12 protein-coding genes, 1 pseudogene and 2 riboswitches are annotated in these 16,059 nt (G+C 37.5%); of the genes and pseudogenes, 7 read left to right on the top strand and 6 right to left on the bottom strand.

Going from position 1 to position 16,059, the window contains the following annotated elements; translation table 11 throughout:
* Positions 1-172: 172 nt before the first annotated feature.
* From yidC to JCM12304_RS18020, 6 genes are all read right to left on the bottom strand, one after another.
* Positions 173-973 (bottom strand): membrane protein insertase YidC, encoded by an 801-nt coding sequence (yidC, locus tag JCM12304_RS18045; RefSeq protein ID WP_019378746.1) that lies wholly within the window; start codon positions 971-973, stop codon positions 173-175.
* Complete coding sequence (locus JCM12304_RS18040) at positions 946-1,293, bottom strand: hypothetical protein (protein WP_060681889.1); 348 nt, start codon at positions 1,291-1,293, stop codon at positions 946-948. The genes yidC and JCM12304_RS18040 overlap by 28 nt, the downstream gene beginning before the upstream one ends.
* 93 nt (positions 1,294-1,386) lie before the next feature.
* Positions 1,387-2,163, bottom strand: coding sequence for a nucleotidyltransferase domain-containing protein (locus JCM12304_RS18035; RefSeq protein ID WP_060681888.1), 777 nt, complete (start codon positions 2,161-2,163; stop codon positions 1,387-1,389).
* Between the two features lie 249 nt (positions 2,164-2,412).
* A complete protein-coding gene (locus JCM12304_RS18030; protein WP_060681887.1) occupies positions 2,413-2,874 on the bottom strand; it encodes a DinB family protein in 462 nt (153 codons plus the stop codon).
* A 280-nt stretch (positions 2,875-3,154) separates the two neighbouring features.
* On the bottom strand, positions 3,155-3,457 hold the full coding sequence (locus JCM12304_RS18025) for a hypothetical protein (protein ID WP_060681886.1): 303 nt from the start codon (positions 3,455-3,457) through the stop codon (positions 3,155-3,157).
* A 231-nt stretch (positions 3,458-3,688) separates the two neighbouring features.
* Complete coding sequence (locus tag JCM12304_RS18020) at positions 3,689-5,164, bottom strand: helix-turn-helix domain-containing protein (protein ID WP_060681885.1); 1,476 nt, start codon at positions 5,162-5,164, stop codon at positions 3,689-3,691.
* Positions 5,165-5,404: 240 nt separating this feature from the next.
* Between JCM12304_RS18020 and hutU the strand changes: the two are divergent.
* The 7 genes and pseudogenes from hutU to ssuE all read left to right on the top strand — a co-directional run bounded on the left by hutU (position 5,405) and on the right by ssuE (position 15,835).
* A pseudogene (gene hutU, locus JCM12304_RS18015) lies at positions 5,405-7,068 on the top strand (urocanate hydratase).
* 114 nt (positions 7,069-7,182) lie between these two features.
* Positions 7,183-8,457, top strand: a complete 1,275-nt coding sequence (gene hutI / locus JCM12304_RS18010) for an imidazolonepropionase (RefSeq protein ID WP_060681884.1) — start codon at positions 7,183-7,185, stop codon at positions 8,455-8,457.
* Between the two features lie 290 nt (positions 8,458-8,747).
* Positions 8,748-9,641, top strand: a complete 894-nt coding sequence (locus JCM12304_RS18005) for a nucleotidyl transferase AbiEii/AbiGii toxin family protein (RefSeq protein ID WP_060681883.1) — start codon at positions 8,748-8,750, stop codon at positions 9,639-9,641.
* Positions 9,642-9,774: 133 nt separating this feature from the next.
* A riboswitch (SAM riboswitch) is annotated at positions 9,775-9,886 on the top strand.
* Between the two features lie 112 nt (positions 9,887-9,998).
* Complete coding sequence (locus tag JCM12304_RS18000) at positions 9,999-11,459, top strand: CoA-acylating methylmalonate-semialdehyde dehydrogenase (protein ID WP_060681882.1); 1,461 nt, start codon at positions 9,999-10,001, stop codon at positions 11,457-11,459.
* A gap of 91 nt (positions 11,460-11,550) precedes the next feature.
* A riboswitch (SAM riboswitch) is annotated at positions 11,551-11,655 on the top strand.
* 260 nt (positions 11,656-11,915) lie between these two features.
* Positions 11,916-13,289: an LLM class flavin-dependent oxidoreductase gene (locus JCM12304_RS17995; RefSeq protein ID WP_060681881.1), complete on the top strand. Its 1,374-nt coding sequence runs from the start codon at positions 11,916-11,918 to the stop codon at positions 13,287-13,289.
* A gap of 298 nt (positions 13,290-13,587) precedes the next feature.
* Positions 13,588-15,090: a sodium:solute symporter family protein gene (locus tag JCM12304_RS17990; RefSeq protein WP_060681880.1), complete on the top strand. Its 1,503-nt coding sequence runs from the start codon at positions 13,588-13,590 to the stop codon at positions 15,088-15,090.
* 190 nt (positions 15,091-15,280) lie between these two features.
* Entirely contained in the window at positions 15,281-15,835 is a 555-nt protein-coding gene (gene ssuE, locus JCM12304_RS17985; RefSeq protein ID WP_060681879.1) for an NADPH-dependent FMN reductase, read from the top strand.
* Positions 15,836-16,059 lie beyond the last annotated feature (224 nt).

Genomic DNA, 16,059 nt, shown 5'->3' with positions numbered 1-16,059 from the left:
GAGCTCTAATGGACAAAAGCCGCCTAGAAGTCAAGAGAACTGTCCAATAGAATTGTCTCAAGATAGACACATGTGCTTCTTCTATGAACAAAGAAATGTTAACTGAGCTAAAGTAAAAAGGCTGCCAGGAAATTTAATTCCTGACAGTCTTTTTTAGAGAGAAACAACGAGTTTATGATGAAATTTCTTTTTTTGCATATAATATTTTCTTCGTAAGCCATGTTTGCAGCATTAAAAATAATCCGCCAGTTGCCCAATATAACGGAAGGGCAGCTGGTGAGCTTATAGAGATAACGCCAATCATGATCGGCGATAGAAGCCCCATAAAAGCCATTTGCTTTTTCTGTTTTTCATCCATTCCCATTTGAGAAACCTTAAATTGGAAGTAGTAAATGACAACAGCAATCAACGTCAAGGCAATATCTGTTTGGCCCAAACTGAACCATAAAAAGTCATGTGTAGCAATTTCAGGCGTTCTGCGAATAGCGTAATAAAATCCAAGTAATATTGGCATTTGAATTAATAATGGCAAGCAGCCTCCGAACATAGCAAAAGGATTGGTGCCATGTTTTTGATATAACTCCATCATCTCTTTTTGCTGTGCTTGCATGGACTCTTGGTCTTTTTTATCTTTATATTTCTCCTTTAATGCATCTAAGTCAGGCTTCATTTGGTCCATTTTTTCTTTCATGTCCATGCTTGATTTCATTTGTTTTACCATAAAAGGTAACAGCAGCAATCGAATAATTAATGTTATTAGGATAATGGAAATACCATAATTGTCATTAAAAACATTCGCAATGGATTTAATTAGCAGTGTGAATGGATAAATTAAATACTCTATACCGTTCAATTGATCCGGGTTCAGTGGCTCATTTGTAGCAGCAGAGCAGCCGCTTAGAGTTAAAACAAGTAAAGATAAAAGCATTAATTTCTTATGTCTATTTATAAATGTGAATACAGATTGTCCCACAAAAATCCTCCTCGTAATTGTTGTCTAGGTTTAAAACTACGAGGGGAAGCCGGTTCTGATTCATCATCCTGATGGGCACAACGGACATACTTTCGATAGATCCAGTTCTTATCTTCTTCTGTTGTTAGATTTATCTTCTGTGCTGGCAAAATAATTGCTTCCTTGGCATGCAATTGAAGTGTATAGACATTATTGTCTACTCGCCAATACCTTGTATTTGAATGAAGTAGCTGATATGTGCTGAAGACAGTTACAAAAATACTTACATACATATAAATAGGCGAAGCATCCAAGAACAAATCATTTATTAATTCGAACAATCTGTATTCACCTCCTGTCTGATTAATATAGATAAATTATAACATATCCGTAAATGTGTTGGGTATTAGAAGATAGCTGGAAAATAGTTAGCTTTAACCCCAAATTCTATCTAACATGTTTCGAAATAATTCGTCCAACCTCCTTGTTTCTTCTATTTTCATGGGATGGATTTTCTTCGCAGCAGCTTGCAGAACAGCAAGCTCTGTTATTGCATGTTTTATTAGCTTACTTTCCTCTGTTCCGAGTTGCAGATTTAGCCTTTTTTCTTTAGCTAATTGTAAGTAGGATTTCTTAATTTCTCCTGAATAAAAGTCATCTATCATTTTTGAAAAATGAAGTGGATGGAATTCATGATGTTTATTGATCCATTTTGCTGCAATAATTGGTTTAATTATGTTAAGTGTGTCCTTTGGTTGAGGATTCATATTCTTTTCGTATCTGTGTAAATTGGCTTTTGCCATATTCGTATAGTGCATGATACAAGCTTTTGGATTAAAAACGCATGGGAGGATGTCTTTCATTTTCTTTATAAGAAAATTATCGTTTTTATAAACAATAGGTGAATGGATCCACTCGAGTAAAGACGGATTGGATTTTCTGAATAAGCGCAAAGCTTTGGTGAGTTCCCAGCCACTTATATCCCAAGAATCGCTTATGGGCTTTTCTATTACCTCTGGAAATTCCTTAGTACCCACTGGATCAATACGTAAATAGGTGGTTGTTGGGTACACATAAAGAAAACGAATGTCATAATCACTTCTTTCATTGGCAAGTCCCCATGCTCTGCTTCCAGCCTCACATGCGTAAATTATTTTTATTTGATGCTTATATTCAAGGGATTCAAGCACCATGCTAATTTTTTTATTCATAAACGTTACTCCTTAAAAGCATACTATTGAACGATCAACCATCTAACTCTATCTTTATAGAATACCACTTCTAAAGGGATTTATATTAAAATTGTATACTCTACTCTTACTACGTTTTGCATCTAAATAGCAGGCACCATCCCATCTAAACGAGAGGAAAATCCTTTCACATATCTACTATATTATTTTCTTACAAAAAAAGAGGAGCAGCCACAAACTTGAGCTGATCCTCTTTCTCCTTATCTAAATTTATTTTGTTTGCTCAGTAATCAGACGTAATGCATGGATTTGCCCTGTATGCTGTGCTTCATGGTAAGTAGCTAGTGTTGTTAATCCGCCAAATGTTTCCTGACCTAAGAATGGTTTTTCCAATTCTACATTAAGTTGTTCTTCGGGGATTTCCATGACACGCTTGAGCTGTTCCTGTAGCTCATTTGTAAGCTTATCTACAGACGGAACTTCTCCTTGCCAGTCGGCTGGTTTTGTTCCGTTACCAAATAATTCTACGTATTTTTCCGGCAAATACTGTGTCTTTTTTGGAAAAGCAAATAAAAATTGCTCAGCTACTGTGAGGATATGGCCAATTTGCCAGTGAATGGTATTGTTATATCCGTCGAGCTGTACATCAACAATTTCTGGGTTAATCTTATTAATCTCCTTAATTAATGAATCTCTTGTGAATGTAAACTGTTTTATAAGTGATGTATTCATGTATTTCTCTCTCCTTTGCATTTGTTTCTCCTCTAGTATATCAATAGAACTATAATGATAAAATGAATGCGCCTAAAGCAATCTGGTATTCAAAGTCTAGATGAGAAGTGGTACTCTCCAATTAGTTAACCTGTAAAACACACATTTTACCGAGAGAATGGAATCGTTTTAAGGCATCATATTCATTTGTACAAATAAAAGCTATGATAGAAGGAAAGGAGGATTCTGCTGTTGATGTGTGGAAGAGGAATATAGCTGCTATGTTTATAACGGACCCTATTTAATAGAAAAGACCGATAATCGCTGTGATTGCTCCAATAGTACTAATACCGGTACCTACTATCCACTTGAGTAACTTTAACTGGCTTTCTTGCAATAATGCGTGCATTTTTTGTTCATAGCGGTTAAGCTCTGACTTTGTAACTAATTGTTTATCCTTAATCAGTTGATCGAATATCAAGTACATGTTTTTTTCAGAAGTAGCGTCATTATCTTTCTCCAAGTTGCTAAGCCTTTTCCTCAATTCTTTTAATTCTGCCTCAGTTTCCGTACGCTGGTTTTTATCCTTGTTTATTATAATCACTTCCTTTCTTATCCAGCAGAATCCTTAACATATCTTATGCGGCAAAGACAGTGTAACGGAAAGGCGAAGTTAGCTAATTATACAATGTTCCACAATAGGACTATCATGTAGATAGAACTTTTGTCGTAAAAAAGGGTATTTAACCTAAATAGAGCTTTGGTTTTCCTTTTATGGGAGTATTTTTCTCGACCATTAGTCTGCGGATTAAGCTATAAGTTGCTGAAAATGATTTCATTTTTGTTTTCTATATTCATTTGGTGTACTATTCATGTACTTTTTAAAGATACGAGAAAAATAATTGGGATCTTTAAAGCCTGCTATACTGCTAATTCTTTGAATTGGCTCATCTGTTTCAATTAGTAGCCTCGTAGCCTCATTCACACGCATTTCATTTACCATTTTTTTGAAAGGGTGACGTGCAGAAGAAAGTAAATAGCTTAAGTAATTCGGACTGATTTCCAAGTAATCGGCCAGATCTTCCAGACATAAATCGGGATCACTAAAGTTATTTTCGATATAAAACAAAGATCTTTCCAAATAGCTGAAATCTCTTTTCTCCTTTTGTATTCTAGAATTATTAATTACTTTAATACAAAATAAAATAAGCTCCTGAACAATGGAATAAAGGATAGGGCTGTTTAGGATAATATCAAACATACGATGATATTCTGTTTCTATTTCAACCGTTTTAGTCAATTTATAATTTTTTATAAAACGTCGAATTTGAGCTAGAATACTGGTTAATTGAATTCTGACTAATTTCGGATCAGGGTAGTTTTCATATGATTTATTGAAGGATTGATATAAGTATTCTTTTATCTTCTCGATATCCCCTTTCTCTAGACTTTCCATCCAGAATCGCTGTTCAGAGGTTGTAAGAAAAGGGTCAATTGATTGAAAGACAGGCAAATCACTTGTGTGAAAAAGTTGTTTAAATCCTTTATAAAACTTCATATTAAGTGCATTTTTTGCTGTTATATATGCTTGCTGCAAATTATCATTATTTATATGGCTGTCATGTATAGCAATGTTAATATTGGAATGAAAACTTTCTTCCCACCAATCAAGCATTTTATACGCTTCCAACTTAATAAACTCTAAACCGTCCGTCTCATGTGGATATGCAAGACAGACAACCATACTACTCAATGGGTATATTTCTTTCTCAAATGGTAACTTAATCTCCAATAACCACTGATGCAGATTATTGTTTAACTCATTTACCTCAGGTTGAAAAAGTAAGAAAAATGGCTTTATAGGATCAATCAACGCTGTTTTTATGAATAAAGAATGATAAATCTCTTGATTTCTGGATATTCGCATACTATCAGGTAACTGTCTATGGTCTATCTTAGTTGCTTCGATAAGTGCCTTTTTTAATAAATTTAAATTAAATGGCTTAACCAGCAAAGAAGAGCTTTGTAATTCAATAGATTGGAGGGCACGTTCAAATAGTGGCTCTGCGGTTACTGAAATTATTGTTTTTGAGAAGCGAAATATGTTTCTGGTGAAAGCCTTCATTTTATCCCTACTAAGCATTTCCAATTCAATTACAACGAGATCAGGTTGTTTTTTTGTTAACATCACGTTTGCTTGCTGTATTGTTTCTGCATGGTAAACCTGTTTAATAGGTAATTGATTGGACTTTATAAACCATTCAATACCTAAACGTTCTGTGCTATCTCTATCTATAATTAGCATGTCCATTTCAAATCCCCCTCTATATACAAGAAATTTCTTGTATATCATAAAAAAATCCTATTTTATACATAGCATTAATCTCTAAAACAAATAAACGTACTAAAATTTGTAGAAACATCTCTTCATTTAATTTATCAGAAAAATTATAATAATAACAACAAAGGATATTTTTTAAGACATAATGTATACATTTAGAAATGATTTAAATGGGTTAATTGTTTTTTTACCATAAAGGAGGAAATTTCAATGAAAACAAGCGAAACAATGAAAGCGCCAACAGGAACAAAGCTAACTTGTAAAGGTTGGCAGCAAGAAGCTGCTATGCGAATGCTAATGAATAATTTGGATCCGGAGGTGGCCGAGAATCCTGAGGAATTAGTCGTTTACGGAGGTATCGGAAAGGCTGCGAGAAATTGGGAATCGTTCCATAAAATTATTGAAACATTAAAGGAATTGGAGAATGATGAAACACTTATTGTTCAATCTGGAAAACCTGTAGCTGTATTTCGTACACACGCGCATTCGCCAAGGGTACTAATTGCTAATTCCAATATCGTACCAGCTTGGGCTAATTGGGAACATTTTTACAAGCTGGAAAGTGAAGGTTTAATGATGTTTGGGCAAATGACTGCTGGAAGCTGGATTTATATCGGAGCACAAGGTATTTTACAAGGGACTTATTTGAGTTTTGTAGAGGCAGGAAAGAAGGCATTTGGTACAGCAGACTTGGCAGGAAAACTGATATTAACCGGCGGAATGGGAGGAATGAGCGGCGCTCAACCTTTAGCTGGTAAGATGGCAGGCGCTGTTACGCTTGTAGTGGAAGTAGAGAAAAAACGAATTGAAAGGAAAATAAAAGAAGGATATTGTGATTATCTGGTCGAAGATTGGATGAGGCGTTAGAATTAGCGAAACAGTTTCAAAACAAGAAAGAGGCAGTGTCAATTGGATTGGTTGGTAATTGTGCAGATATGTTCCCGGCGATCTACAAAAAAGGGATTATACCTGATCTTGTTACAGACCAAACCAGCGCGCATGATCCGCTAAATGGATATGTACCACATGGCATGTCTTTTGAAGAAGCGATTTCTTTAAGAAAGAAAGATGCAAAACAATATGAGGAAAAAGCAAAAGGATCAATGGCCGTCCATGTTCAGGCAATGCTGGATTTTCAAACAGAAGGTGCAGAGGTATTTGACTACGGAAATAATATTCGGGCATATGCACAGGAAATGGGCGTAACAAATGCGTTTGATTTTCCTGGCTTCGTTCCAGCATATTTAAGACCATTGTTCTGTGAAGGAAAAGGCCCATTCAGATGGGCAGCGCTATCTGGTGATCCTGAGGATATCTATAAGACAGATAGACTTGCAAAGGAAATGTTTGCAGAAGACGAATCACTTGTACATTGGATTGATATGGCACAGAAGATGGTGAAATGGCAAGGGCTTCCTTCCCGAATTTGTTGGTTAGGCTATGGTGATCGACATCGTTTTGCTTTGGAGGTTAATAGAATGGTAGCTTCCAGGGAAATTAAAGCACCCATTGTATTTGGCCGCGACCATCTTGACTCTGGATCTGTTGCTTCTCCAAATCGGGAGACAGAGGGAATGAAGGATGGTAGTGATGCAGTATCTGATTGGCCAATTTTAAATGCATTAGTAAATACTGCAGGTGGAGCCAGTTGGGTAAGCGTGCATCATGGTGGCGGTGTTGGCATGGGGTATTCACAGCATGCTGGACAGGTAATTGTTGCAGATGGTACAGATGAGGCTGCAGAAAAAATAAATCGGGTACTTATCTCAGATCCTGGAATGGGGATCGCAAGGCATGTAGATGCGGGCTATGAAATTGCGATTGAAACTGCAAAAAAGAAAAACGTTCATATTCCTATGTTGGATAATAAATAAAGATTGCGAAAGAGGAGAGGGGCTTGACTGCATATAAGTTTGCCCCTGTTATCATTTAAAAAACTATAAAGTTAGCAAACAGGATAATGTTTTAAAGGAGTGTTGGTGAATCATATGGGAAAATATATGTTAGTTTCTAATGCAAATCAAGTTGTTACAATGGCTGGTCATACAAATAAACCTGCTACAAAAGAAGCAATGGCACAACTTCGGATTATTGAGAATGGCAGTATCTGGGTTGAAGATGGAAAAGTTGTGGAAGTAGGGAAGGACCAGGAAATTCGAAATAAATATAAGCATGAATTGAACACTGCTACTGTAATTAATGCCAAAGGAAAAACAGTTACACCCGGGCTTATTGACCCACATACGCATCTGGTACATGCCGGGACAAGAGAAAATGAATATGCTATGCGTTTAAAAGGAAAAACATATATGGAAATTATGGAAGCAGGTGGTGGAATCCATGCAACCACGCGGGCAACACAGCAAGCAAGTTATGAGCAGCTTTTTGAAGAATCGAGAAAGCGACTAAATCAATTTTTATTATATGGGGTGACGACAGTAGAAGCCAAGAGTGGCTACGGATTAACCTTAGAGGATGAACTAAAACAGTTGGAGGTAGCTGACCGTCTTCAACATGAGCATCCTATTGATGTAGTGTCCACTTTTATGGGAGCACATGCAGTACCACTCAATGAAAAGGATAATCCTGATGATTTTGTAGAGCGTGTAGTCAATGAAATGATTCCGGAAGTAGCACGAAGAAAGCTGGCAAAATTTAATGATGTTTTTTGTGAACGGGGGGTTTTTACTCCTGAACAATCACGAAAAATTCTTGAAGCAGGTAAAGCACATGGACTTATTCCAAAAATCCATGCAGACGAAATTGAGCCATATGGTGGGGCCGAACTGGCGGCAGAAGTAGGAGCTATTTCAGCAGACCACCTACTGAGAGCTTCTGATGAAGGAATTGCAGCAATGGCAAAAGCGGGAGTTATTGGAGTATTACTACCTGGGACGGCATTCTTTTTAATGGCTGAATTTGCTCAAGCACGCAAAATGATTGATGCTGGTGTAGCGGTTGCGCTATCAACCGATGCTAACCCTGGTTCTTCGCCAAGCCTTTCTCTGCCATTTATTATGAACTTAGGTTGCTTGAAAATGGGGATGACACCTGAAGAAGTATTAACTGCTACCACAATTAACGCAGCGCATGCGATAGGGTGTGCGAATGAAGCTGGCAGCCTGGAAGCAGGTAAAAAAGCGGATATAACTATTTTTAATGTACCAAATTATTTAATGCTCTCGTATCAATATGGGATGAACCATGTCGATACAGTTATCAAAGCCGGAAGGCAACTTGTAGAAGGCGGTCAATTACGATGAGTAATTGGCTTTCTTTTTTTTTATTTATATAACCATCAATTATCTTAAAAAGGTAATATATTACGCATCTCCAATAATTGGTTATAGAGTAAAAATGTAAGAGTGTAAAGGGAGATAAAACGATTTACCAAGCAAGCATTCATGTAAGCAATAGTCTATCTAGTTATTAATTTATATAGAATTCTCTTGTTGCTAAATATTGCCGGTATAAATCTCCTTAGAATCTGATTTAAACTAATTAGTGGAAATGCTGGGATAGGACCAGGAATATAAAAAAAGGGGCAACGATTATGGGGGAAATTAATAGTATACAGACAGAAGATAAATTAAGGCTAGTAGCTGAAATTAACGGAAGGACTTTTGACTCTGTGATGTGTTTATATTTACAAGAAAAATTTATGGATCGTCTTGCTGCATCGCCTTTCGGGGACAGGCTTATTTTGAAAGAGGATCCGATGTTCTTTTATAATACTAAATTACCAACAAAACAGAGCACTAAGTTGAAATTATTATCTTCTTTTACAAACCATGGGATCGGTTTCATTGCAGATGTTTTAAAAAAAATCTGTACACCTTTAAACAAAGTAGACGAGGTGTATTTCGATAGTGATAAGATAGAGGTAACAGAAAAATGGGATGTGGAAGGAAGGCAAATTAATATCTTACTACCTGCATATTTGGTAAAGAATAAGTACCATTTGGAAGTGACTTTACTTACTGGGGATATTCTTACACCAAATCGGAAAGACCTTCTCTACCAAGGGATATTGACAAATAAACCGATAAGAGTAACAACCTATCCGGCGGAAACACTAATTGCAGATATGCTTGAGAAATGTGTTTCCAATCGGTTAAAAATGAATTATTTTTATAAAATCTTTCACTTGGCACTTGAATATGATTATGATGGAAGGGTATTGCAGGAAGCAATTTGTGAAACCTTTCAAAGAAGGGGAACTGATTTGGTTAAAGACCTTCCTCTATTTACAGAAGACTTTTCTATGAAAGACGAAAAAGAGAAGGAATGGGAAACTTTTATAAAAACAAATGGTTATGAAGAAACTGTCAATTATAAATCTATCATGACAACAATACGTATATTTCTTCATCCGATCTATGAGTCGATCATTAGGGAGGAAGAGTTCTTTGGAAATTGGAAGCATGAGCTGCAGGTATGGGGTTAGGGAGTACGAAACAAATTTAAAATAATTCCTGATTAAAGTAAGAACATTTTAATTTTTTTGTATTATCCATTGACTTGTATGTGTGCTTTTATTACAATACCGTTAATTGATTAAAATATAATTTTCAATAATTCTCTTATCAAGAGAGGCTGAGGGACAGGCCCTGTGAAGCCCGGCAACCCGTTCTATCTTTATAGAAAAAGGTGCTAAATCCTGCAAAACCGTATCGTTTTGATAGATGAGAGAGAGCAACCTGATATTGTTTTCATAGGGTCTCTCCATAAACGCGGAGAGGCTTTTCTTTTAGTTTGTGTAGAGTCGAAGTAGTATAGAATTTTTTAAAATGGAGGGGATGGGATGACTAAAACGAAGGTGGATGTGATAAAGAATTATGTTGGAGGAAAATGGGTGAAGGCAAACTGTGATCGCACAGCAGAAGTTTTTAACCCGGCAACAGGTGAAGTAATTGCCCATGTGCCGATTTCTTCACAGAAGGATGTAGACATAGCAGTTGAAACAGCGAGCCAAGCATTTCAATCTTGGAAGGAAGTAGCTGTACCAAGAAGGGCAAGGATTTTATTCAAATATCAACAATTGCTTGTAGATAACTGGAACGAATTAGCCGAGCTAATCACCATTGAAAATGGAAAAAGTGTGAAGGAAGCTTATGGAGAAGTGCAACGAGGTATAGAATGTGTAGAATACGCAGCAGGTGCACCATCATTAATGATGGGATCGCAGCTTCCATCCATAGCAACAGATCTGGAATCTGGTGTCTATCGTTACCCGATTGGGGTTATCGGAGGCATTACTCCATTTAACTTTCCAATGATGGTACCTGCGTGGATGTTCCCAATGGCCATTGTGACAGGGAATACGTTTGTATTGAAACCGTCTGAACGAACGCCTTTATTAGCAAATCGCTTAGCTGAATTACTTGAAGAAGCTGGCCTTCCAGAAGGTGTGTTTAATATTGTTCATGGCGGTCATGACGTAGTTAACGGTTTATTGGACCATAAAGATGTCTCAGCAATCTCTTTTGTAGGGTCTCAACCAGTAGCGGAATATGTATACAAAAAAGGTACCAGCAACTTGAAACGGGTTCAAGCGCTTGCCGGAGCAAAAAATCACTCTATCGTACTAAAGGACGCAGACTTGGAAAATGCAACAACACAAATTATTTCTGCTGCATTCGGTTCTGCAGGAGAACGGTGCATGGCATGTTCGGTAGTAGCAGTGGAAGAGGAAATTGCAGATCAATTTATTGAAATGCTTGTGAATAAAGCGAACGAGCTTAAAATTGGAAATGGATTAAATGAAGATGTTTTCCTTGGCCCGGTGATTAGAGAGCAACATAAGCACAGAACTCTGCAATATATCGAAACTGGTGAGAAGGAGGGCGCTAAACTCATTCGGGATGGCCGGGAGGATGCTGATACGAAGCGTGAAGGCTATTTTGTAGGACCAACTATCTTTGATCATGTAACAAGTGAGATGAAGATATGGCAGGATGAAATTTTTGCACCAGTATTGGCGATTAGTAGAGTGGGAAATTTAGAGAGTGCTATTAATCTAACTAATAAATCAAGATTTGCAAATGGCGCTTGCCTCTTTACTAGAGATGGCGGGTATGTACGTACGTTTCGTGAGAAGATTGATGCAGGAATGTTAGGCGTAAATATTGGTGTGCCTGCTCCAATGGCTTTCTTCCCGTTTTCAGGCTGGAAAGATTCTTTTTATGGTGATCTACATGCAAATGGAAAGGATGGCCTTGAATTCTATACAAGAAAAAAGGTATTAACTACAAGATGGGTATAAAGTAATATTTTTGAATAATTTTAAAATTCTTTCTTGACAGTAATCTGCTGTTTAGTTAAGATGAATACAATTTAAAAATTGAATAAGTCATTTCTTATCTAGAGTCGGGGGAGGAACCTGGTCCTGTGATCCCGCAGCAACCGTTACATGTAACAAGGTGCTAAATCCAGCAAGCGTGCAGCTTGAAAGATGAGATGGGTGGATATATTAAAAAACCTCTTCCTCATCGGGAAGAGGTTTTTTATTTAAGCGCTCTAAGCTTTTAAAACAACAAGATAGCACTAGTTGAACATAGAACTAGAAATTTATGGAACCAAATCACTAGGTGAATGTTTTATCAACAGTAATCGAGTGATGATAAGTTGGATTGGAATGCTTATTTAATAAACCAAGTAAATCGATTGGTAAAGTTATTTATTGTTTCAGGAAACTAATTTTAAAAAGGAGTTTTGTTACATGAAAAAGCAAATTCATTTAAATGGATTTATTCAAAATTCACCATCTCCACATTCGACAGGACTTTGGAAGTATAAGGAGGACCAAGGGACAGAGCATAATCAATTAACCTATTGGATTAATGCTGCAAAAACATTAGAACGCGGAAAGTTCGACGCATTGTTTATTGCAGATGTACTTGGAACGTATAGTGTTTATGGAAACAGCCATGATGCAGCGGTAAAACATGCGGTACAGTTACCTGCACATGATCCAGTTATCCCTATTGCAGCAATGGCTGCTGCAACGGAATATTTAGGTTTTGCACCAACTATTTCCACAACCTATGCCCAGCCATATTCTCTGGCAAGGCAGTTATCAACACTTGATCATTTAACTGGTGGAAGACTTGCCTGGAATGTAGTTACTTCGTATTTGGAAAGTGAGGCAGTTAACTTAGGGCTTTCCGGTCGACTACCCAAAGAACTCCGTTATGATCGAGCAGATGAGTTTTTGGAAGTTGTCTATAAGTTATGGGAGTATAGCTGGGAAGTAGATGCGGTGGTACATGATAAGAAAAACGATACATTTGCAGATCCAGCCAAAGTACACACCATTAATCATGAAGGTGGATTTTTTAAAGTACCTGGGCCTCATTTGGTAGAGCCATCCCTTCAACGGACCCCGGTATTGTTTCAGGCAGGAGCTTCACCAAAAGGAAGGGACTTTGCCGCCAAACATGCGGAAGCTGTTTTTACTAAGAACCATTCATTAGAGGCACTGAAAAACTATACTGCTGATATTCGCAGACGTACAAAGCAACAGGGACGGGATCCGCGTAACGTACTAATATTTCCAATGATCCTTCCAATTATTGGATCTACGGAAGAAGAGGCGAATGCAAAGCTCCATAAATTAACCAACCATGTCAGCTATGAAGGAACAGCCTCCCTGTTATCTGGTCATACAGGAATTGATTTCTCAGCTTATGATCCCAACCAATACCTGCAGGATATGGACACGGATGCAGTTCAAGGCAATCTCGATATGTATACAAAGGATCCGAATAAGAAATGGACGTTACGTGAAGCAATTAAAAATCATGGACTTGGAAATGGCACCGTTAAATTTATTGGAACTCCTGAGCAGATTGCTGATCAAATTGAACAATGGGCATTTGAAGGAGATGCAGATGGTTTTAATATTGCTCAAGCCTATTCTCCAGGTACGTTTACAGAATTTGTAGATCACGTTGTCCCAGAATTACAAAAGCGTGGTATATACAGAAAGGAATACGAGGGTGAAACGCTCCGAGAAAATATGTTTGGAAAAGGAAGACGTCATCTCCCAGAAGATCACCCGGCAAGAAAGCTAGGTCTTATTCAACCAACTTAAAAGTTAACTACTTTTCACGCTAGAAAATAAGGTTCTATTGCAAATGTGGGGTTCAGGCGTTATCTCGTAGATTCATAAAATTGCGGACTAGTGAGCGAACAAGTTTCATGGAAACAATAAATCAGCAGCAGAGCGGAGTAATCTGCCAGAGAATCAATAAATCGGCAGTACATATTCAGGAGCTAGCTGAGGATTGCTCGCCAAGCATTTTTCCAATACGGCGATTTGTAGCCTACCAAGCTACTATTTTGCGAATCATTGGATAACCTTACAACCAAAAATAAGAAGGAGGTTAATGATGGGTACTGTTACACTCTATACATGGATAGGTTTTGGTGCGTTTCTTGCCATCATGTTTGTCCTCAGTTTAATAAGTGCAAGAAAAACAAAAAATGTAAGTGATTTTGCTATAGGTGGAGGTAGTCTTGGTCCTTATGTGCTTGGACTTTCATTTTCAGCCACGTATTTGAGTGCTGCCACATTTCTTGGCTATCCCGGTTGGTCTCATGCCTGGGGTTATTCCAATCTTTGGCTCTTTTTAGCAATAATTGGAGGTGGACCAATTGGTGTACTAATGGTAGCAAAGCGTGTTAGAAAGTTAAATACAGGACAAAAATCACTTTCTCTACCAGATTGGCTTGGCGACTTTTATAAAAGTGATATTTTACGAGTAGGTAGTGGGGTTATTTTACTCTTCAATATCTTTTATATTGCTGCTCAATTTGTTGCAGGGGCACGTATTTTTGAATATCTTCTTGGGATGTCTTATACTGGGGGCCTTTTGCTAATCACCACCATTGTAGTACTTTATGTCTTTGCAGGCGGAGCGTTTGCAGATATTTACACAGATGCTGTTCAGTCGATAATGATGGGGATTGCCGGTACTTTTATCTTTATTTCCGGTATTGTTCTCTTTTGGAAAGGAAGCATTACAACAACCTTTACGGGTATTACGAATCAACTAGCTAGTCATGATGCTAATTTGGTCGAAGTATTTAACCCGGAATCCGCACATTTTTATTCTGTTGCTGTCGTAGTAGGAGCAATTGTAATTCAATGGGCATTTGCCTCGGCTCCACATCTTTTCAATAAAGTTCTAGGATTAAAAAATGAAAAAGATATCGGAAAAATGATTTTGACATACGTGATCGCAACAGCGTTTTCACTTGTCGTATTATTTGGCGGGATTTACAGCCGAGTAGCCTTAGGGAATGGAGTGGCAGAGTCTGATCTGGCATTAATGGAATACGCTGTTTGGGCCTTTCCAGCAGTAGTTGTGGCAATAATCGGTGTGGTTATTCTCGCTGCAGCCATGTCTACAACAGATGGATTATTTGTCTCAATTTCAACTGTATTTGCCAACGATATTTTCCTGAAAGTTCTGGTTAAAAAAGGTATCATTCGTCTCAGTCCTTCGAAAGCAGAAAAGATTGCACTGCAAATTAGCCGGCTTTCTGTACCATTTATCGGTCTTGCTGCATTTCTAATTGTACTTCGCCCTCCTGTTTATATGGGAGATATCATGTGGATCGGTATTTCCGGTGTTGCGGCAGGCACGATGGGGCCAATTCTTTACGCAGTTTACGGAAAGAAAAAAGCTTCCAAACGTGCGGCTGAGCTTTCAATGGGTACTGGTTTGTTGTCGTATTTGCTGCTTTATTTCAGTGGACTTGTACCAAGCACAATGACAGCAGGAGCTATTGCCACCTTGATAGGAATTGCAACCATTGTTCTCCTGTCAGCGATTCTGAGAAAAGACGCCAAATATGCAAAAGCAAGTAAACAATTAAAAGCTAATTAAGAGAGGATGAGAACTATTTTTGTGAATCCAATGCTGTCTATCTGGTTATATGGTTTTATCTTTTTTCTATTGATTGTCGGACTATCGCTTTGGAAGTGGTATTTTAAATAGAAATTTTGTTTAGGAGAGAGCAAGGTAAGATAAATGCTGTATTTTTTGAATAACAAGTGAAAAAAGAGAGGATGATCACATGCGTGAAGTTGCCATTATTTCTGGAAGTCCTTCATTATCTTCCAGATCCGATAGAGTATTAAAGTATTTAGGAGAATTATTGGAGAGGGAACATTTCACTATTAAGCATATTAGTATCAGGGAGATTCCTTCAGATGACTTGTTTCAAGGAAACTATGATAGCCCTTCAGTTCAACAAGTCGCTAAAACGTTAAACGAAGCAAGTGGTGTTATTGTAGGTTCACCTGTGTATAAAGCTGCTTATTCGGGAGTGTTAAAATCGTTGTTTGATATATTACCACAGGACATATTGCAGCATAAACCGGTTCTGCCACTGATGACCGGAGGAAGTCCATCTCATATGCTTGCACTTGAATATACAATGAAGCCCTTACTAGCAACATTGAAAGGGCAGACACTAAAAGGTATTTACATGCTTGATTGTCAGATAGATAAACAAAAGTATAATCCAATTGTTGATGAAGATATTTGGAATCGAACGAAGAAGCAATTGAGTTATTTTATTGAAATTCTTAAAAAGCAAGAGGCTACGACGGTAATAACTGATTTGTAGTATAAAGAGCTTGTAACAAAATATACTATTTTATTAAAAATCGAACCTAATTCAACTCTATGTTGAATTACAGTTCGTTTTTTTATTGGTGCGGATTAGCAAAATGTTCCCCTTAGGGGAGCGCCTCCCACTTTTAATGTCGTCACTAAAGTTTCTCTTTTTAGTTAGCTCCCAGACTTTTTGTAGAATAAGTTAAGCAGAGGATTTGCTACTTATGATTTACT

The sequence above is a fragment of the Virgibacillus halodenitrificans JCM 12304 genome, assembly GCF_001310895.1.
In the GTDB taxonomy this organism is placed as follows: Bacteria; Bacillota; Bacilli; order Bacillales; family Amphibacillaceae; genus Virgibacillus_Q; species Virgibacillus_Q halodenitrificans.
This window is presented reverse-complemented; position numbering and strand designations above follow the sequence as displayed.